Genomic DNA, 18885 nt, shown 5'->3' on the forward strand with positions numbered 1-18885 from the left:
TTTCATTTTTTTACCCTATTTTTGCATTGTTTTGAAACTTACATTCAATAAAATCATTACATTTCCTTTGGTAATTTTGATCAAATTTTACCAGTGGTTCATCTCGCCCCTACTTCCTAAAAATTGCCGTTACGAACCTACCTGCTCTCATTATATGGTAGAGTCCTTGCAGGTTCATGGTGTATTTAAGGGGTTCTGGATGGGGTTCAGGCGAATTTTAAGATGCCACCCATGGGGAGGAAGCGGCTACGACCCTGTTCCCCCTAAGCATAAACATCAATAAAACAAACTATTAAATCAATAGAAAAATGAGTAATATTTTTTTCAGAATTTACCTTGTCATATTTGCATTGGTTACCCAGTGCCTTTTTGCACAGGAATACCCTGGAGGTCTATCTGACGGAGCTTTAGACATCAATGGAAATAATGTTCCTGTAAAAATCTATTCCACTACAGAACTGGGAGACCTTAGCGCTTTTCCAGACAGAGGAATCAAAGATAATGTACTGGTCATCCTTAACGAATCTAATTTTGAACCTGCGTACTACAGCTACAGTGCTTCAACACTTACAAGATTCAAAGATTCACAATATCAGTTTTTTGATAAACATTTTAAACTGATCAACACTCCTCCTTCCAAAGATAATATCACCACATTCAAATATGCGGTAAAGTCTGCAAAACCTATTTCTGATTCTGATAAAGTGGAACTTAAAACTTCTTTTAAAATATGGGATCCGTCAAAAGGTATCAATATCGGCATATTTACCCTACACTTTTATAGCTTAATGTTCGTGCTGGCCTTTGGTTTTGGATACATTTTAATGACAAGAATCTTTAAAATTGATAATATTAACCAGAAATATCTGGAACCGCTTTTCACATGGACATTGATAGGAACTATTCTTGGAGCTAGATTAGGACATGTTATCTTCTATCAGCCGGAACTGTTTAAGGAGGATTTCTGGAGTGTATTTTTACCAATCAGCACCAAAAACGGGATCAAATTCACAGGATTTTCAGGATTGGCAAGTCACGGAGCAACTATTGCACTGATTCTTACCACTCTTTATTACTCATATAAGGTTATCAGGAAAAACCCTTTCTGGGTATATGACAGATTAGGGATTGTAGTAGCTTTAGGTGGTGCATTTGTAAGAATGGGGAACTTCTTCAATTCTGAGATCGTAGGAAAACCTGCTGACCCCAATTCTCCTTTTGCATTACTTTTCCCACAACAGAGCAGTGAATATGGACTTACGGTACCGCGTTACCCAAGTCAGTTATTCGAAGCAGTAGGATATGTTGCATTATTCATTTTATTATGGATTCTTTACAGAAAAACAAATAAAAAATATCAGCAGGGATGGCTATTTGGATTATTCTTTATCATCCTGTGGGCCATCAGATTCTTTGTAGAGTTCCTAAAAGAACCGCAAGGTGATGAATTCATTCAGATCGGAGGACTAAACACAGGACAGGTTCTTTCCATTCCTTTTATGCTTGCCGGAGTGATCATCATGATCGTTTCCAGAAGATTTAAAATTACGGAGGTAGAAAACGAGAAACCGGAATAAACAGAATAGCTGGTTAATCTTGGCTTAAAATATAAAAAGGCAAATTTGTTAATTACAGATTTGCCTTTTTTACGTTTACTGATTTATGTCCTTAGCCTTCCCTGCAATCATAAAATTCTCATTGTTTTTCTATTTAAACCAATAAAAACATTTCCTAACTCATCAATGACATCTGTAGGAAGCATAGACTCTTTTGAGTGTTTTTCAGCTGCAAGATCTGCGGCTTTTCCATGCAGCCAGACTCCCAGAATACAGGCATTTTTTTCCGAATACCCCTGAGCTAATAGTGAAGTTAAAATACCGGTCAGAATATCACCACTTCCTCCTTTGGCAAGTCCCGCATTTCCGGTCAGATTATAGTAAACTTTCCCATCAGGAGTAATTACTTGTGTATGATGATCTTTTAATACAATATAAACACCAAGTTCTCCAGCTTTTTTTCTTGCCAGTTCCAATCGTTCAAAAGAGTTTTCTGTTGGACCAAATAACCTTTCGAATTCTTTGGGATGAGGAGTGATAATTGATCTTTTGGGAATTAACTGAAGGTTTTTCTCATCTTCAGAAATAATATTCAATGCATCGGCATCCAATACTAATGGAGCCTGATTATCTTTCAGAAACTTCAAAAGTCCTTTTTGAGTATCGGTATGTGTTCCCAAACCGGGACCAATTCCCATAACTGCTCCTTTATCAATATCAAAATCTTTAATATATTGCTCCCCTCCTTCTGTAAACATAGCTTCAGGACAGGAAGTTTGCAAGACTTCATATCCACATTGAGGAGCTAATGTAAAAGTAAGTCCTGCTCCTGTTTTCAAGGCCGATTTTGTAGCCAAGACTGCTGCACCAATCTTCCCGTAGCTTCCACCAACAATTACGGCTTTACCATAACTCCCTTTATGAGCAAATTCATTTCTGGGTATAAAAAGGGAGCCGGCAAAGTGATCATCAGTTGCGAAATAATTCGTTTCAGTTACTTCAGCATATTCTTTATTTAAATCAATATTCAGAACGATTACTTTTCCGGTATACTTTCCGGTTTCCGGATGAAGAAAACTTCGCTTCCAGGACTGAAAAGTAAGTGTATAATCAGTTTTCAAGATAACAGAATCACCACCAATGAGCCTGTCAGCAGACATTCCAGAGGGAACATCTATAGCTATTTTAATATGATCTTTTTTATTAATCTGATCAACAAGTTCTTTATATTCTCCTTCCAAAGGTCTAGACAATCCAGTTCCAAAGAGCGCGTCAATAATAACAGTTTCATCATCAAACTTATATTGAGTAATCTGACTGAAGGTCCGGACAGAGATTCCTGAAATATCTTCTATCCTTTTAATATTCACCGAGGCATCTTCTGAGAATTTGCCCTTTGGATCTTTAACAAATACCTCTACATCAAATCCTTTCAGATAAAGTATTCTTGCTACTGCCAAACCATCACCACCATTATTACCGTTGCCACAAAGTAAAACTGTCTTTCTATGGGTTTTACAATGTTCGGTTATCCAATTAGCTATCGTCATTGAAGCCCTCTCCATCAATTGAATGGAAGATATTGGCTCACGGGAAATGGTAAACCGGTCCCAGCTACGGATTTGTTCAGCAGTGAAGATCTTCATAGGTAAATCTGACTTTTAAATAAATTATAAAAGATATTTCATTATGATAAAGCCCAGATAACAAAAATAAAGGGACATCATTAATGAGATAAAATATAAGGATAAAGTTACAATTTCTATTAAATCAGATACTATGAATTTAGGATAAAAGTCCGCTTTTTCAGAATAAAAAACGATAAAAAGTAGTGTTTTTTACATTTTTTAATTATATTTTTGTGTATATACTAATTAAAAAATATAAATTATGGGATTTGTTAAGGAATTTAAAGAGTTTGCCTTTAAAGGAAATGTTCTCGATCTTGCTGTCGGTGTAATCATTGGAGCAGCATTTGGTAAAATTGTTTCGTCTTTAGTGGAAGACGTTATCACTCCTCTGATCTTAAACCCTGCGCTTAAAGCAGCAGGTGCAGAAAATATCGCTAAACTTACCTGGAATGGTGTTGCGTATGGGAATTTCCTTTCTGCCGTCATTAGCTTTCTGTGTATTGCTATGGTTCTTTTCTTTATCATTAAAGGAGCTAATAAAGTTAATAAGAAAGATGCTCCGGCCCCTACAGGACCTACAGATGATCAAAAGTTATTGGCTGAAATCAGAGATTTACTGAAAAGCAAAAATAATATATAATCCGTTCCCTAGCGGTTTAAAATATAAAAGCACCTTCTTGATGAAGGTGCTTTTGTTTTATCTGATAGCTTCAATTACTGAATCTGCAGAATGCTTGAAATCTGATCTGCCAGGGAAAGCCCGATTCTATCCTGAGCCTCAAGTGTGGAAGCACCTGTGTGTGGCGTAAGGGAGATTTTAGAATGGTTAAGAATCTCTTTAGAAGGTGTCGGCTCATTAATGAAAACATCAAGGCCAGCAAATCTCACTTTACCGGAATCCAACACTTCAATTAAAGCAGCTTCATCAATAACTCCTCCTCTGGAACAGTTAACGATAGCTACTCCGTCTTTCATGATTTCAAACTCATTCTTACCAATCATATATCCGTCTTTCTGAGCCGGAACGTGAAGGGTAATAAAGTCTGAATGCTTCAACACTTCCTGTAAAGGTTCTGTTTCTATATCTACGTTGATGAACTGATTATTGTAGAATTTCACTTTAATACTTGCTCTTCCTACATTATTATCTGCTGCAACCACTCTCATCCCAAGTCCAAGAGCTATTCTTGCCACTTCCTGACCTATTCTTCCCATTCCGATGATACCGATGGTCTTTCCTCTCAATTCAATCCCTGCTGCATATGCTTTTTTAAGACCTGCAAACTCTGTATCTCCTACCAAAGGCATTTTTCTGTTGGAATCCTGAAGAAATCTCGCTCCGGAAAATAAGTGAGCAAAAACAAGCTCAGCCACAGATTCTGAAGAAGCTGCCGGTGTATTGATGACATGAATTCCTTTTTCTCTTGCATAGTCTACATCAATATTATCCATTCCTACCCCACCTCTTCCGATAATTTCGAGGGATGGGCAACCATCAATAATATCTTTCCTCACCTGTGTAGCACTTCTTACCAATAAAGTACGAACTTCGTGCTCGTTAATATAATCTACTAAAAGCTCCTGTGGAACTTTTGCAGTAATCACCTCGAATCCCTTTTCTGTTAATGCATCAATTCCAGATTGATCCAGGCCGTCATTTGCTAAAACTTTCATAAATACAGCTATGTTTTAAAAGTTGAAAGATTTAAAAATTAAAGGATACACTCCATTCAATTTTTAAATCTTCCGTTATATTATTTTATTCTTCGTCTTCTTTGAACACTTCAATGGTTACCTGCTTTTCTACCAGGTCAGTAAACCTTCCCTTGTATCTTGTAGCTCTTACCAAATGATTGTCTATCCAGTGATAATTTCCTCCTCTTGGTTTTCCACAAAGTACACTGTGGTACTTGAACCCATGCTTATCCAGCCAATCAATTGTGATTTGCTTCAGGTTTTCGGTTCTTGAGGTAAAGAAACAGATCTGATGTCCTTCGTCATACCATTTATTAATGGTTTCCAAAGCGTCAGGATATGGCTCACAGGTAACCATTCTTTCGGGTTCCTCATTAGGAACGTCATCCGTAATGGTTCCGTCTATATCGATTAAATAATTTTTTACTCCATCCTTAAGAATAGGACTGATGTGTTCTACGTATTCTAATTCCATCACGAAAATTTGAGTAACAAAGTTACGGATTTTATAACCATTAGCTATATTAATCTTGCTTTAAGTTAAAATTTTACTATAAAAATCGTTATTTAATAAATAATATAAACATTTTATTCATGATTTAATGACTTATGGTTAAAATTTTTCTTTTTTAATTTTAGTTTAGATATTGAAATAGAGAATATTTTGGCTTTTTGTGAATCATACTTATGATTTAAAATTTTCTTTTTTATTCTCTTTTCCTATCATCCAAAAGATATAATGTTTTCCTAAAAATTTCCAAAATACATTTATTACACTTACATTTGTAGAAATGGAAGAATTTGTAGTTTTAGTAAATCCTGATGATGTGGTTTTGGGCTTGATGGAAAAACAGCAAGCTCACGTTAATGGTTTGTTACACCGTGCTTTTTCTGTATTTTTATTCAATGCTAAGGGCGAAATGCTGCTTCAGAAAAGGGCGTCAGGAAAATACCATTCTCCCAATCAATGGACCAATGCAGTCTGTTCACACCCCAGAATTGGGGAAACTTACCTGGCCGGAGCTCAACGAAGATTAAAAGAAGAGTTGGGAATAGAGGCTGAACTTTCAGAAAAATTCAATTTTATTTACAAAGCAGATGTAGGCGGTGGCCTTTGGGAGCATGAACTTGATCATGTTTTTGTTGGAAACTATGAATCTGATTTTAACCTGAATAAAGAGGAGGTAGAAGAAGTAAGATTTATTTCCCCTGAAGATCTGGATAAAGAAATTTCTGAAAACCCCGAACATTTCACCGAATGGTTCAAAATCATTCTTGAAGAATATAAACACCATTTTTAACGATGAAAAAACTCCTTCTCTTTTCTGCTATTCTATCAGGAAGTCTGTTTTTTGCCCAAAAGGCAACCACTTATGATAGTGCTAACTACTCTATCAATGTTCCTGAAGGCTGGAAATCTACCAATGACAGTGATATTATCAATATTTTCCCAACCAATGAGATCGGGGCCATTACCATTTCCGAATATCATGATCTGAATCTTCCCAAAGCTGAAACGAAGAAATTCATTCTGGCCCTTTATAAATCGGAAGATGAAGAAAAAAAAGTAAAGGAAAACAGAGGTAAAAAAGGATATACAGAATATTTCTACGAATATTTTGATGAAAAAGAAAAACTTTTCTGGATTACAAGAGCCTTTCAAAAGGATAAAGACTTGTATCTGGTAACCATAAACTGTGGCCAGAAATTCTGGAACGGAAACTATATGACCCTATTTAATGAGACTTTTAACAGTTTTAAAATAAAGAAATAAAAATTAAATATGAAGAAAACAGCTTTGTACGACAAACATGTTTCATTGGGAGCTAAGATCGTACCTTTCGCAGGTTTTGAAATGCCTGTACAATATTCAGGAGTAACAGAAGAGCATTTTGCAGTAAGAGAAAAGGCAGGATTGTTTGATGTTTCCCATATGGGACAGTTTTTCATCGAAGGTCCGGGATCTAAAGATCTTTTACAATTTGTAACGACTAACAATGTGGATACTCTTGAAAACGGAAAAGCTCAGTACTCATGTCTTCCCAACGAAAACGGAGGAATTGTGGACGATCTTATCGTTTACAAAATGGAGGATGACAAATATTTTGTAGTAGTAAACGCCTCCAATATTGACAAAGACTGGAACCATATCTCAAAATACAATACTTTCGGAGCAAAAATGACCAACGCATCTGATGACATGTCGTTATTAGCAGTTCAAGGTCCTAAAGCTACTGAAATTCTTCAAAAACTTACTGACGTAACCCTTTCTGAAATTCCTTATTATAATTTTACAGTAGGAAGTGTTGCAGGAGTGAACGATGTGATCATCTCTAACACAGGATATACAGGAAGCGGAGGTTTTGAAATCTATTTCAAAAACGAAAACGCTGAACAACTTTGGGATGAAATAATGAAGGCTGGTGAAGCTGAAGGAATTGTTCCTTGCGGATTGGCTTCCAGAGATACTTTAAGACTAGAAAAAGGATTCTGTCTTTACGGAAACGACATTGATGATACTACTTCTCCCATTGAAGCTGGTTTAGGATGGATCACAAAATTTGATAAAGACTTCGTTTCTAAAGAAGTTTTCGCTAAACAGAAAGAAGAAGGTGTTACCAGAAAACTGGTAGCTTTTGAACTTACAGATAAAGGAGTTCCAAGACATGACTACCCTGTTGTAGATGCTGAAGGAAATGTTATCGGAAAAGTAACTTCCGGAACACAGTCTCCAATGAAGAAAGTAGGTTTAGGTCTTGCTTATGTAGACAAACCTCACTTCAAATTAGGTTCTGAGATCTTCATCCAGGTAAGAAATAAGAACATTCCTGCAAAAGTGGTAAAAGCTCCTTTTGTATAATTGTTCTAAAAAATAATACTGATAAGAGACTGTCTTCGGATAGTCTCTTTTCTTTTAACATCTATTCCAAAAAAAAAGAGACTGTAAAATTTACAATCTCTGTATTCTTATCTGCAGTAGCAGCAAAGTGATCTGTCCGGAGTGCACATATCTCCCCTTCCCGGATGTCCTGAAACTACACCTCCTGCTTCACCACAAAGTGTAAAACAATTGGGTACGATAACTTTTCCACCACCTTTAATTTCTTTTAATGTTAGCCTGTTAAGTTTCTGGGCTTTAAAAATGTTTTGATTCATAATAATAGTTTTTGATTATTTAAAGATAAGAATAATCTTTAAAACACTACACACCAACATCTTAAATAAAAAAAGCTCCACAAGTGGAGCTCAGGCTTATGTTATTAAGCAAAATTATTCTTCCGCAGCAAAGAATGTTCTTAAAGCTTCTATATTATTCTTGTCATTCCCAACAAATATTTCTTTATCAGTCATAAAAACAGGACGTTTTAAAAAGGTATAGTGATCCAGTAACAATTCTTTGAAGTCTTTTTCCTCCAGAGACTTTACATCTAACTCTCTCAACTTGATCTGAGTAGATTTTTTACTGAATAAAGCTTCATACGACTTTGTCAGTTTATGCATTTCCTCTAATTCTTCTTTGGTAATCGGTTCCTTCTTAATCTCGCGAAGTTCCCAGTCTTTAAGATTAAATTGTGCTAAAATTTTTCTGCAGGTATCGCAGGTGTTCAGGTGAAATACTTTCTTCATTGTTATTTTTGTCTGTTATTTGTTAAAATTCTGCTTCATTATTATTTAGTCTTTCAAAAGTAGGATTTAATCCAAAACTTTGGAAATTATTAAATAACTTTATTCAAAATTTATAAGAATGCAGAACAAACCTATTACTTTTCAGTTTATTTCGGAGCCATCAGATGTGAATTATGGTGGAAATGTGCATGGAGGAAGCGTTATGAAATGGATTGATCAGGCAGGCTATGCGTGTGCCACCACCTGGAGTGGAAATTATTCTGTGACAGTCTATGTTGGAGGGATCCGCTTTTATGAACCTATTAAAATCGGCGAAGTGGTAAAAGTGGATGCTCAGGTCATCTATACGGGATCTTCCAGTATGCATATTTCCATCAATGTTTTTTCCCGGAACCTGAAACAGCCTACTTTTGATAAAAAAACCCACTGCATCATCGTTTTTGTAGCTGTAGACGAAAATGGCAAAAAGCTTCCTGTCCCTAAATGGATTCCTGAAACGGAAGAAGACAAACAAAAAGAACAGTACGCTAAACGTCTGATGGAACTGAGAACACAGATAGAAGATGAAATGAAGCCTTTTTTATAGAAGTTTTTAGGATAAAGGTTATGAGAGGTACAGTTTACGAAAATGATTCGTACTTGATAAAATAAACTCCAGAGGTAATATATAAGTCAAAAATACACTTTACACATCATATTATTGTACAATATATTAGAATTATCTAATTTAGTATCAATCTATTACAACTATAATATGAAAAACAGCCTAACAATTATCTGCATCCTATTAACCATTCTTTTTCAGGCTCAGATGCACAGATTTATTTATGAACTTCAGTATAAAATGGATTCTACTGAGTCAGGCTATGAAAAGCTGAATATGATTCTGGATATTACCCCGAAAGAAGTTAAATTCTACGGGAGAGGTCTTGCTACTACGGATTCACTGAATAAAAAATTCGGAATGAATTCAAGTTATACTGATATGACCGGCCAAGTAGTGAAAAGAAAAATCAATTCTTTTGACAACGAAAACTTCATCAATATAAAAAACGGATACTATTCATTTAAAACTACAGATAAAATCAATTGGACAATCACTGATGAAACCAAAAAGGTAGAAAGTTACACCCTGCAAAAAGCGACAACAAAATTTGGAGGAAGAAACTGGACGGCATGGTTCTGTAAAGATATTCCATTTAATGAAGGGCCATTTAAGCTACGCGGATTACCAGGTTTGATCTTTGAAGTATCAGATGCAGGGAAAAACTTCATCTATCATCTTGTAAAAAGCAGGGAGCTTCCGGAACTCTACTCTACTGAAGACTTTCTGGAGTCCAATTTTGGAAATAAAGCAATTCCGATCAATGAAAAGCAAAAACATAAGCTGATCATGGAATTTTATAATGATCCTTTTGCTTTTGAACGGAATAATTTCAACAAAGCCAATAACAATCTGAAAATTAATATCAACGGAAAAGAGATTCACAATGTGGATGAACTGAATACCCAGACCAAAAGTATGCAGGAAGTCATCAGGAAATACAACAATCCGATTGAGATCGATAAAGCTATGCATTATCCAAAGTAATAAATATGAGTATCAGCTATACTGGCACGAATAATCAAGATATTCTTTATTGGTTTTAATACTGCGATAAACATGTTACATCTTACTCTGATTTTTGCCGGAGTTTTTGTTTTTAAAGACATGTTATCTTTTTAAGTTTGGGCTAAAGCCTGCTCCTATTGATACTGATATCTGTATGGATAATTGTTGTTTAGCAATAAGTACTTTTTACTTTTTACTTTTTACTTTTTACTTTTTACTTTTTACTTTTTACTTTTTACTTTTTACTTTAATCCATATATTTGCAATACCAAAGGAAATGGTGTTCTTCCTTCCCCAACCGCTTTACAAAAGCTGATGACGCCTGATTGAGAGATTATTAATGAATAACTAATCAGGATTATGATGTCAAAAAATCAACGAACACTTGGTAAAAAAGCAATTTTTCACACTCAGTTTTTCTTCAGAAAATTTCCGGCGCTGCCTTATATTTTTAAATGGTTACTTATCAGTATTATCATTGGAGCAATGGCAGGAAGTGCGTCTGCAGGATTTCTACAATCATTGGAATGGGCTACGAATTTCAGGGAAAGTCATATATGGCTGATTGCCTTACTTCCGGTTGCTGGCTTTCTGATTGGACTTTTATATTATTATTTCGGGAAGGATGTGGAAGCAGGAAATAATCTTCTGATCGACAACATCCATGATCCAAAGGAGATAATCCCGTTCAAAATGGCCCCTTTTGTTTACCTTGGAACCATTGTTACTCATCTTTTCGGAGGGTCAGCCGGCCGTGAAGGAACAGCACTTCAGATGGCTGGAGCTATGGCAGATCAGCTGAGCAAACCTTTTAAACTTGATAAAAGTGAGAGGAAAATATTAATTATCTCTGCCATTGCTGCTGGATTCGGTTCTGTTTTCGGAACACCTTTGGCAGGTGCTGTCTTCGGACTAGAAGTTTTTTTGATGGGAAGAATACGGTATAATGCCATATTCCCTGCCTTTGCTTCAGCTATTCTTGCAGATTGGGTCACCAACCTCTGGAGTGTAAAACACACTCACTATCACATCGATTTCATTCCCAAACTGGAGTTTTTACCAATCCTGTACAGTATTTTAGCAGGAATTGCTTTTGGAATTTGTGCAGCTGCTTTCAGTAAAATTATTCATTGGGCAGGTTCTGTCTTTAAATCACAAATTAAATATCCGCCACTTCGTCCACTTATCGGAGGAGCTGTTATCGCTTTAGCCGTTCTGCTCATGGGCACTACACGATATATTGGTCTGGGGGTTCCCGTAATTGTAGAGTCATTTGAGAAACAACTCCCAATTTATGATTTTGCTCTAAAAATGATTTTTACCATTATTACCCTCTCCGCAGGATTCAAAGGGGGTGAAGTAACTCCATTATTTTTTATTGGAGCTACGCTGGGCAGTGCATTATCTCTGTTTATTCCGTTGCCTTTCGGTTTATTGGCGGGAATGGGATTTGTTGCCGTTTTTGCCGGGGCTACCAATACACCATTGGCCTGTATGCTGATGGGAATTGAATTATTCGGTGTAGAGTGTGGAGTGTATGTTGCCATCGCCTGTGTTGTTTCTTATCTTCTTTCAGGACATAACAGCATTTATACTAAACAAAAGATCGGAGAAGCAAAAAACAGGAGGTATGAGAGCCAGCAGGACAGATCTATTTCCGATTTCTTATAAGCGATTTGATTTTCCACCTTTGATAAAATTGGATATTACTCAAATATTTTGAGTAATAATTTAGCTTCCTGCAGATTTCACAGATACTTGTGTTTTAATATAATCTGCAAAAAAAGAATCATTATCTTGTTGAAAATTTTTAATTTTCCTGTGTCCGAAAATATAAATAATATTGAGGATAAATTGCTACGATTTTCCACTTATCCAGTAACTTGAACCATTTTTCCGCTTTTAAACCTTCATCACTATAATACATTCAACCTAAAACCCTTTCATCCCCGAACACTCCTGTCCAAAATATAACTATAATCCGTACTTTTGCGCTATGTTCGATTACAGGTTAAAAGTTTTCCATACCGTAGCTTCCAGGCTGAGTTTTACTAAAGCTTCTGAGGAGCTTCACATTTCACAGCCCGCAGTTACCAAGCACATCAAAGAAATTGAAGTTCAGCTGAGCACTAAATTATTTGACAGAAAAGGTACCTCCATACAGCTGACACAAAGTGGTAAAATCCTATATGAATATGCTGAAAAAATCAGAAATATCTACCGTGATCTGGAGTTTGAAATCAGCCAGATCAACCAGCAACACAAAGGAAAACTTATTATCGGAGCAAGTACAACGGTTGCTCAGTATATTTTACCTGAGATCCTTGCCAAGTTTAATGCTTATTATAAAGACATTAAAATAGAACTTCTTACAGGGAATACAGAAGCTATTTCTACTCTTTTAAAGGAAGAAAAAATTGATCTGGGTATCATTGAGGGTGAATCACAATCTTCTTATTTTGATTATAAGACTTTTAGACCTGATGAAATTGTTCTCGCAGCCAAATCTGACCACCTTTTAGCTCATAAAACTTTACAGGTAAAAGACCTGTACCAACTCAACCTTATTTTCCGTGAACAGGGTTCCGGAACGCTTGAATTTATACAGAACCGGCTAAAGGAGAAAGAAATTAACCTCAGTGAATTGAATACCGTCATCCAACTGGGAAGCAGTGAGAGTATCAAAAATTACCTTCTTCATTCAGATTGTATGGCTTTCCTTTCTATCAGCACTATTCTGAATGAACTGAAAAACAATATCCTTACTGTCATTGACATTAAAAACTTCAGCATTGAAAGAGATTTTCATTTTATTCTTCCAAAAGGAGAACAATCTGAATTGATAGAGCTTTTTTTGAGGTTTGCAGAGTAATTTTCTTACCCTATTCAGGACAGCAAAATCTGTTATCTTTAGTATTTTGAATAAAACCGCATTGATTTTTTAGGTTTTGGCTAAAGCCAATGGAATTTATTTATTTTGACGGACGGGCTAAAGCCTGCCCCTATTGATGTTGATATCCGTATGGATATACACATCGGGAATTGTTCTTTAACGAAAATATCTTTTATCTTTTATCTTTTATCTTTTATCTTTTATCTTTTATAACTTATAGTTATCCAATATAACAAAATACGATTTACTTTATAATAACATATTGCCGAATTTTGAACCAGATTTTAAAAGTTCGCACTATGAAAGATTTCATTCAAAATGAAAGAACACGAAAAGTAATTTTTATTGGATTGGCAATGTTATGCCTTACTCCATTCATTTCTTCTCCCATCGCCCTGGCACTAGGTTTTGGCCTGGCTGTTTTTATGGGAAATCCGTTTGAAAAACATTTACATCAATATATTCATCTGTTGTTACAGATCTCTATTGTCGGATTAGGTTTCGGATTAAAACTGGACGAAGCCCTTCATGCCGGAAAAACGGGATTAATGCTAACGGTTGTAAGCATCATCACTGTAATGGTTCTTGGATATTTTTTAGGAAAAGTATTTAAACTTGAAAGACCTCTCTCCTACCTTCTGTCTGCAGGAACTGCAATTTGTGGAGGAAGTGCCATCGCTGCAATTTCACCCATTATTAAGCCCGGTACAAAGCAGATATCATTGGCACTTGCTATTATTTTTACGTTAAATTCCATTGCTTTATTTGTGTATCCTGCTATGGGACATCTCCTTAATCTCTCTCAGGAACAGTTTGGATTATGGTGTGCAGTCGGAATCCATGATACAAGTTCTGTGGTAGGTGCTGCCAGTAAATATGGTAATGAAGCTTTAAAAATTGCAACTACAGTTAAATTAGCCCGCGCTTTATGGATCATTCCTGTTTCTCTGATTACCATGTTTATTTTTAAAAGTAAAGATTCAAAAATAAAAATTCCGTGGTTCATCGGATATTTCATTCTGGCTATTCTGCTGAATACTTATTTTCCTGTTATGGATCAATTCAGTGGTGCAATTACTTCTTTTGCCAAATCAGGACTGAATCTTACTTTGTTTTTTATCGGTTCTACCCTTTCCATCCAGACTTTAAAGACAATAGGTTTTAAGCCTTTACTTACAGCTGTACTGCTTTGGGTGACCATCAGTATCGGAAGCCTACTCTACATTATTCACTAAAAGCAGCAGCACCCTTCTGAAATCAGGAGGGTGCTGCCTATTAAATGTGGAAATGTTTATTGATAACAGTTTCTTAAACTTCTCCGCAAGTATAAACCTGCAGACAGCCCATATATATAGAGCAATAATCAGGACCTGTTACAGCACCTGAGCAACTGCAGCCGCAAAGAGATAAATCCGGCTTACCGCTTACTCCTCCTGTAATGCTTTTAAGATCTTGTTTTTTTAGCTTTTTAGCGTTTTTAGTAATATTCATGTGATTTAGTTTTTGATTAAACAATATAGTTTTAGTTCACTCCCAAAGTTAAACAAATATTAATTACATGCAACTTTTTTTAACATATTTTTAAATAAAATACTGATTACAAACAAATTAATACATTAAAAAACATAAAATACTTCCTTCATTTATTAAACAAGTTAAATTTAGTTGTAAAATAAAGCTTCCGGGATACGCTTAAATAGCAGTCAAAATGAATGAGAGTAAACCTGATATAAAAACATAATGATCTAAGAAATATAGGCTTCCTTAGTTATTCTTAAGTTTTAATTAAAAAAACCTTTTGATTTCTCAAAAGGTTTTTAATATGTAATAATGTTTCATTTAACAGGTTATTACCTGCAGACATCTTTTGTATTTTATACAATATGACGGGCCCGTCACTGCACCTGTACAGCTACAGCCACATTTCGAAAGATCGGGAGTGATTTCACCACCAATACCTCCTGCAATATCTTTAAGAGTATCTCTTCCCAGCTTTTTAGCATTTTTTAAAATGTTTTGTGACATGATGATTTGGTTTTAATTAAACATATATTTTGTTAGTTCATTTTTAAAATTAAATAAATAAAAATTATTCATCACATAAAAAAATGTTAATTAACTCAATTTCATATATTTAAAAACAGATAAAATATCATCTATTTTATTATTCTGTGAACTCAAGATCTCTGTCGTGAGTTTCGGAAATCGTGAGTGAAGAATAAAATGCCAAACCAAATACCACTACCCCTACGATGGCTGCACTTTCCAATACTGAGAAACTTTCTTTAAAGAAATCAAAAGCCAGGATCATTACCGGCACTAATCCTCTGACCATATTTGGAACCGTGGTGGTTGCTGTATTTCTGATATTGGTTCCAAACTGCTCTGCTGCCAGCGTCACAAACATTGCCCAATAGCCTGTACCAAAGCCCAGCCATACACAGAACAGATAATATTTCGTCTCGGTATTGGTATTTCCGAACAGCATAATTCCCACCCCGACTAACGTGAAAAGAAGCATGTAGAATATGGCCATTTTACGCGACTTCAAAGCATGGGAAATAAAACCGCTCATCAGATCACCGACAGAAATACCTACATACGCCCACATAATTGCTTTTCCTGGGCTAAGATCCTTAATTCCGAATTCTGGGGCAAATTGGTTAGCTAAAACAGCCAGAATCCCTATACAATACCAGGTAGGCAATCCTATAGCAATACATTTTAAGTATCTTACCAACCTTTCTTTATTGGTGAAAAAGGACAGAAAATTACCTTTAGAAACACTTTTATGTTCAATATTTTTATAGATTCCGGATTCCGAAACACTTATTCTCAGCAGCAACAGCAGTATGCCCATGATTCCGCCAATGATGTAGGAAATATTCCATCCGCCGGCTAATTCTACTGTTAATTGTGCGACTACGGCTCCCATTAATCCAAAACCGGCTACTACAGAGGTACCAATTGCCCTTAAATTCTTCGGCAGGCTTTCAGAAACCAGTGTAATTCCTGCTCCAAGCTCTCCGGCTAACCCAATCCCTGCTATAAACCTTAAACCCGCATATTGATACACTAAGTGCTCTTTTGGAAAATAGGGTAAAAAGCCACAGGCAATATTGGCCAAAGAATAGACCAGAATTGATCCAAAAAGTACAGAAAGCCTTCCTTTCTTATCTCCGAAAATTCCCCAGAATACACCTCCAATAAGTAGCCCCACCATCTGGCAGTTCAGGATAAAGGTTCCATCAGCGTCCGGATTAAGCCCTAAAGCTTTTAAACTGGGAATTCTTACAATTCCAAACAGGAGAAGGTCATAGATATCTACGAAATAGCCAAGCGCCGAAATAATAACGGGAATAGAGAAAATGTACTTCAGTTTTGAAGACAGAGATAATTCTTGCATTGTTAAGTTTTGATAAAAATAAAAAACCTTTCAATTTCTTGAAAGGTTTTTATAAAATATCTTGATCCGATTGTTATCTTGCAATATTCACGGCTCTTGTTTCTCTGATTACGGTTACTTTTACCTGTCCAGGGTAAGTAAGTTCGTTCTGAATCTTTTCTGAGATATCGTAAGACAGCTGAGAAGCTACTTCGTCGTTTACTTTTCCGCTCTCTACCATTACTCTAAGCTCTCTACCTGCCTGGATTGCATAAGCGCTTGATACTCCATCAAAGCTTAATGCTGCAGATTCAAGATCCTTCAGTCTCTGGATATAAGACTCCAATACCTGTCTTCTTGCTCCCGGTCTTGCTCCTGAGATAGCATCGGCAACCTGAATGATCGGAGATAATAGAGACTTCATTTCAATTTCATCGTGGTGAGCTCCAATAGCATTTACCACTTCTGGGTTTTCACCGTATTTCTCAGCCCACTGCATTCCTAATAATGCGTGTGGTAATTCTGATTCCTGCTCAGGAACTTTACCGATATCGTGTAAAAGACCTGCTCTCTTGGCTAATTTAACGTTCAATCCTAATTCAGCAGCCATTGTTGCAGCAATGTTCGCAACTTCTCTTGAGTGCTGTAATAAGTTTTGCCCGTAAGAAGAACGGTATTTCATTCTACCTACGATCTTGATCAATTCAGGGTGTAATCCGTGGATTCCTAAATCAATGATTGTTCTCTTACCAACTTCAATGATTTCCTCTTCGATTTGTTTTCTTGTTTTTTCCACCACTTCTTCGATTCTTGCCGGGTGAATTCTACCGTCAGTAACCAATCTGTGAAGGGATAGTCTTGCGATCTCTCTTCTTACCGGATCGAAACATGAAAGAAGGATCGCCTCAGGCGTATCATCCACGATGATTTCAACTCCTGTTACCGCTTCTAAAGCACGGATGTTTCTACCTTCTCTACCGATGATTCTACCTTTCACTTCATCAGATTCAATGTTGAATACTGATACTGAGTTTTCGATAGCCTGCTCTGTTCCGATTCTCTGAATGGTCTGAATAACGATTTTTCTAGCTTCATTCTTAGCATTCATCTGAGCTTCCTCCATGATACCCTGAACATGTGCCTGTGCTCTTGTTTTCGCTTCAGCTTTCATTGTTTCTACCAATTCAGCTTTAGCTTCATCAGCGGTATAGTTAGAGATCTTTTCAAGGATTTCCACTTTCTTGGTAGTTGCTATATCTAACTCCTGCTGTTTTCTGTCTAAAATCTCGTTCTTCTTGGCGTAATCTGCAATCTGTCTGTCAAGATCTTTTTCAAGTTTTCCAGTCTTGCTAAGTTCGTCGTTCAGCTTGTGCTCTTTGTCCTTCGTTCTTTTTTCAGTTTCTTGCATTTTCTTTTCGCGGGACTGAATGTCTGCATCATGCTGTGACTTCAGCTCAAGGAATTTTTCCTTAGCCTGCAGATTCTTTTCTTTCTTTATGGATTCAGCTTGTACGTTAGCTTTTTCTATAAGGTTTTCGGCGTTTTTCTTGGCATCATCTATAATAAATTTTGCCTTAGTATTCAGAGAGCTTTTTGAGAAGAGTATTCCCACCACTGCACCAATTACTAAACAAACAACACCGACTATAACTTCTATCATAATGTATATTGAGTTTTAATTGTATTCATATCCTTTAAATAAAAAAAGCCCACAATAATCCAGGGATTGAGAGTAAACTCCTAATCAACACGATTTGAACTGATTTCCACTGTCTGTAATCCGGAAGACCGGCACGCCATTCAGAGGACATTTGTTCGGTAATTGTTTAGCGTTGAGTTTACCTTTAATGTGTTAGAATTATTGTAGGCAGCTTGTTCAGGAAAAAAAATCTATTTCCCGATTTCATTCAACGATTGATTGATCTGTTGTAATCTCTCGTTGGTTGAATTAATATTTTTTTCGTAGTTAAGAGAAACTACTTCTGCATTGGTTCCCAGTTTCAGGGCACACATTGCCAAAGCATCCTGTTTATCTCTTACATCGAAGTTCTGTTCAAAATCTTTAATCATATTCTCGATCTGCTTCCCTACTTTACGCAAAGTTTCCTCCTCTGCTGCCGGTACGTTCAGCGGATATACTCTTCCTGCAATATTGACGGTTATTCTCCTTACCTCCATTATAATCCACTGTTTTGAAGCTGAGCAATACAGAAATCAATTTCTTTCACCAATCTGTTGATATGATTTTTCATTAACCTATTGTGTTCAGGATTCCCTGATATTGCTGAATAAAGTTTTATATTTTTTTGTTCTTCTGCTAATACCTGATTTCTTCTTCTTTCCTCATCATATCTTATCTTCAGCTCATCATGCTCACTACTTAATTCCGATAACTTTTCAGTAAGATTTCTGTAATTCTTTTGCAGAGCCAAAATTTTTCTCTCTAATTCTGAAAAATTGTTTTCTAAATCTTGAAGCATTTCAGG

The 18885-nt window shown here is 36.1% G+C and carries 22 protein-coding genes and 1 riboswitch; of the genes, 11 read left to right on the forward strand and 11 right to left on the reverse strand.

The genetic code is table 11. The features are described from left to right. The first annotated feature begins 31 nt into the window (after positions 1-31). Positions 32-283, forward strand: a complete 252-nt coding sequence (yidD, locus tag WH267_RS17640; protein WP_185018822.1) for a membrane protein insertion efficiency factor YidD — start codon at positions 32-34, stop codon at positions 281-283. Between the two features lie 421 nt (positions 284-704). Beyond that, on the forward strand, positions 705-1577 hold the full coding sequence (gene lgt / locus WH267_RS17645) for a prolipoprotein diacylglyceryl transferase (protein WP_445223278.1): 873 nt from the start codon (positions 705-707) through the stop codon (positions 1575-1577). Positions 1578-1684: 107 nt separating this feature from the next. Here the strand turns inward: lgt and WH267_RS17650 are convergent, their stop codons facing one another. Beyond that, the gene (locus WH267_RS17650; protein WP_340010026.1) at positions 1685-3202 is read right to left on the reverse strand and encodes an NAD(P)H-hydrate dehydratase; all 1518 of its coding nucleotides are present in this window, start codon (positions 3200-3202) and stop codon (positions 1685-1687) included. Between the two features lie 244 nt (positions 3203-3446). On the opposite strand from WH267_RS17650, the gene mscL reads away from it, so the two are divergent. Further along, positions 3447-3827 carry a large conductance mechanosensitive channel protein MscL gene (mscL, locus tag WH267_RS17655; RefSeq protein ID WP_115971090.1) on the forward strand — a complete coding sequence of 127 codons (381 nt, stop codon included), beginning with the start codon at positions 3447-3449 and terminating at the stop codon, positions 3825-3827. 74 nt (positions 3828-3901) lie between these two features. Here mscL and WH267_RS17660 read toward each other — a convergent pair whose 3' ends face one another. Continuing rightward, positions 3902-4861 (reverse strand): D-2-hydroxyacid dehydrogenase, encoded by a 960-nt coding sequence (locus WH267_RS17660; protein ID WP_115971089.1) that lies wholly within the window; start codon positions 4859-4861, stop codon positions 3902-3904. Positions 4862-4946: 85 nt separating this feature from the next. Beyond that, a complete protein-coding gene (locus WH267_RS17665; protein WP_123319731.1) occupies positions 4947-5357 on the reverse strand; it encodes an LNS2 domain-containing protein in 411 nt (136 codons plus the stop codon). A gap of 316 nt (positions 5358-5673) precedes the next feature. Here WH267_RS17665 and idi point away from each other — a divergent pair, with 316 nt between their 5' ends. From idi to gcvT, 3 genes are read left to right on the forward strand one after another with little or no spacing between them, the layout of a single operon-like run. Beyond that, positions 5674-6183, forward strand: a complete 510-nt coding sequence (gene idi / locus WH267_RS17670; protein ID WP_340010027.1) for an isopentenyl-diphosphate Delta-isomerase — start codon at positions 5674-5676, stop codon at positions 6181-6183. A gap of 2 nt (positions 6184-6185) precedes the next feature. Then, positions 6186-6656, forward strand: a complete 471-nt coding sequence (locus WH267_RS17675; RefSeq protein ID WP_340010028.1) for a hypothetical protein — start codon at positions 6186-6188, stop codon at positions 6654-6656. Positions 6657-6665: 9 nt separating this feature from the next. Further along, on the forward strand, positions 6666-7742 hold the full coding sequence (gene gcvT / locus WH267_RS17680; protein WP_123319734.1) for a glycine cleavage system aminomethyltransferase GcvT: 1077 nt from the start codon (positions 6666-6668) through the stop codon (positions 7740-7742). Between the two features lie 107 nt (positions 7743-7849). On the opposite strand, the gene WH267_RS17685 is transcribed toward gcvT, so the two are convergent. Next, positions 7850-8038: a hypothetical protein gene (locus tag WH267_RS17685; RefSeq protein ID WP_115971084.1), complete on the reverse strand. Its 189-nt coding sequence runs from the start codon at positions 8036-8038 to the stop codon at positions 7850-7852. A 114-nt stretch (positions 8039-8152) separates the two neighbouring features. Next, complete coding sequence (locus WH267_RS17690; protein WP_340010029.1) at positions 8153-8509, reverse strand: arsenate reductase family protein; 357 nt, start codon at positions 8507-8509, stop codon at positions 8153-8155. 118 nt (positions 8510-8627) lie between these two features. Between WH267_RS17690 and WH267_RS17695 the strand changes: the two genes are divergently transcribed. The 5 genes from WH267_RS17695 (at position 8628) to WH267_RS17715 (ending at position 14249) form a co-directional block, all read left to right on the forward strand. Next, complete coding sequence (locus tag WH267_RS17695; protein ID WP_115971082.1) at positions 8628-9095, forward strand: acyl-CoA thioesterase; 468 nt, start codon at positions 8628-8630, stop codon at positions 9093-9095. Between the two features lie 168 nt (positions 9096-9263). Beyond that, the gene (locus WH267_RS17700) at positions 9264-10100 is read left to right on the forward strand and encodes a GLPGLI family protein (protein ID WP_115971081.1); all 837 of its coding nucleotides are present in this window, start codon (positions 9264-9266) and stop codon (positions 10098-10100) included. A gap of 285 nt (positions 10101-10385) precedes the next feature. Beyond that, positions 10386-10453: riboswitch (Fluoride riboswitch) on the forward strand. 31 nt (positions 10454-10484) lie between these two features. Beyond that, entirely contained in the window at positions 10485-11792 is a 1308-nt protein-coding gene (locus WH267_RS17705) for a voltage-gated chloride channel family protein (protein ID WP_445223279.1), read from the forward strand. 325 nt (positions 11793-12117) lie between these two features. Beyond that, positions 12118-12993, forward strand: a complete 876-nt coding sequence (locus WH267_RS17710; protein ID WP_340010031.1) for a LysR substrate-binding domain-containing protein — start codon at positions 12118-12120, stop codon at positions 12991-12993. Positions 12994-13313: 320 nt separating this feature from the next. Continuing rightward, positions 13314-14249, forward strand: a complete 936-nt coding sequence (locus tag WH267_RS17715; RefSeq protein WP_340010032.1) for a YeiH family protein — start codon at positions 13314-13316, stop codon at positions 14247-14249. Positions 14250-14322: 73 nt separating this feature from the next. Here the strand turns inward: WH267_RS17715 and WH267_RS17720 are convergent, their stop codons facing one another. From WH267_RS17720 to WH267_RS17745, 6 genes are all read right to left on the reverse strand, one after another. After that, positions 14323-14505 (reverse strand): hypothetical protein, encoded by a 183-nt coding sequence (locus tag WH267_RS17720; RefSeq protein ID WP_123319737.1) that lies wholly within the window; start codon positions 14503-14505, stop codon positions 14323-14325. Between the two features lie 348 nt (positions 14506-14853). Continuing rightward, positions 14854-15039: a hypothetical protein gene (locus WH267_RS17725; protein WP_340010033.1), complete on the reverse strand. Its 186-nt coding sequence runs from the start codon at positions 15037-15039 to the stop codon at positions 14854-14856. 139 nt (positions 15040-15178) lie between these two features. Next, positions 15179-16420 carry an MFS transporter gene (locus tag WH267_RS17730; RefSeq protein WP_123319739.1) on the reverse strand — a complete coding sequence of 414 codons (1242 nt, stop codon included), beginning with the start codon at positions 16418-16420 and terminating at the stop codon, positions 15179-15181. Positions 16421-16493: 73 nt separating this feature from the next. Continuing rightward, a complete protein-coding gene (rny, locus tag WH267_RS17735) occupies positions 16494-18059 on the reverse strand; it encodes a ribonuclease Y (RefSeq protein ID WP_185018824.1) in 1566 nt (521 codons plus the stop codon). 230 nt (positions 18060-18289) lie between these two features. Further along, on the reverse strand, positions 18290-18577 hold the full coding sequence (locus WH267_RS17740) for a cell division protein ZapA (RefSeq protein ID WP_045495179.1): 288 nt from the start codon (positions 18575-18577) through the stop codon (positions 18290-18292). Then, positions 18577-18879, reverse strand: coding sequence for a hypothetical protein (locus tag WH267_RS17745; RefSeq protein ID WP_115971074.1), 303 nt, complete (start codon positions 18877-18879; stop codon positions 18577-18579). Before WH267_RS17745 ends, WH267_RS17740 begins: the two co-directional genes overlap by 1 nt. Positions 18880-18885: the final 6 nt, after the last annotated feature.

Source organism: Chryseobacterium sp. MYb328 (genome assembly GCF_037572595.1).
GTDB classification, from domain to species: Bacteria; Bacteroidota; Bacteroidia; order Flavobacteriales; family Weeksellaceae; genus Chryseobacterium; species Chryseobacterium pennae.

Coding starts and splice junctions, on each gene's coding strand:
- WH267_RS17650 (WP_340010026.1), bottom strand. CDS start 3,202: ATGAAGATCTTCACTGCTGAACAAATCCGTAGCTGGGACCGGTTTACC.
- mscL (WP_115971090.1), top strand. CDS start 3,447: ATGGGATTTGTTAAGGAATTTAAAGAGTTTGCCTTTAAAGGAAATGTT.
- WH267_RS17660 (WP_115971089.1), bottom strand. CDS start 4,861: ATGAAAGTTTTAGCAAATGACGGCCTGGATCAATCTGGAATTGATGCA.
- WH267_RS17665 (WP_123319731.1), bottom strand. CDS start 5,357: ATGGAATTAGAATACGTAGAACACATCAGTCCTATTCTTAAGGATGGA.
- idi (WP_340010027.1), top strand. CDS start 5,674: ATGGAAGAATTTGTAGTTTTAGTAAATCCTGATGATGTGGTTTTGGGC.
- WH267_RS17675 (WP_340010028.1), top strand. CDS start 6,186: ATGAAAAAACTCCTTCTCTTTTCTGCTATTCTATCAGGAAGTCTGTTT.
- gcvT (WP_123319734.1), top strand. CDS start 6,666: ATGAAGAAAACAGCTTTGTACGACAAACATGTTTCATTGGGAGCTAAG.
- WH267_RS17685 (WP_115971084.1), bottom strand. CDS start 8,038: ATGAATCAAAACATTTTTAAAGCCCAGAAACTTAACAGGCTAACATTA.
- WH267_RS17690 (WP_340010029.1), bottom strand. CDS start 8,509: ATGAAGAAAGTATTTCACCTGAACACCTGCGATACCTGCAGAAAAATT.
- WH267_RS17695 (WP_115971082.1), top strand. CDS start 8,628: ATGCAGAACAAACCTATTACTTTTCAGTTTATTTCGGAGCCATCAGAT.
- WH267_RS17700 (WP_115971081.1), top strand. CDS start 9,264: ATGAAAAACAGCCTAACAATTATCTGCATCCTATTAACCATTCTTTTT.
- WH267_RS17705 (WP_445223279.1), top strand. CDS start 10,485: ATGTCAAAAAATCAACGAACACTTGGTAAAAAAGCAATTTTTCACACT.
- WH267_RS17710 (WP_340010031.1), top strand. CDS start 12,118: ATGTTCGATTACAGGTTAAAAGTTTTCCATACCGTAGCTTCCAGGCTG.
- WH267_RS17715 (WP_340010032.1), top strand. CDS start 13,314: ATGAAAGATTTCATTCAAAATGAAAGAACACGAAAAGTAATTTTTATT.
- WH267_RS17720 (WP_123319737.1), bottom strand. CDS start 14,505: ATGAATATTACTAAAAACGCTAAAAAGCTAAAAAAACAAGATCTTAAA.
- WH267_RS17725 (WP_340010033.1), bottom strand. CDS start 15,039: ATGTCACAAAACATTTTAAAAAATGCTAAAAAGCTGGGAAGAGATACT.
- WH267_RS17730 (WP_123319739.1), bottom strand. CDS start 16,420: ATGCAAGAATTATCTCTGTCTTCAAAACTGAAGTACATTTTCTCTATT.
- rny (WP_185018824.1), bottom strand. CDS start 18,059: ATGATAGAAGTTATAGTCGGTGTTGTTTGTTTAGTAATTGGTGCAGTG.
- WH267_RS17740 (WP_045495179.1), bottom strand. CDS start 18,577: ATGGAGGTAAGGAGAATAACCGTCAATATTGCAGGAAGAGTATATCCG.
- WH267_RS17745 (WP_115971074.1), bottom strand. CDS start 18,879: ATGCTTCAAGATTTAGAAAACAATTTTTCAGAATTAGAGAGAAAAATT.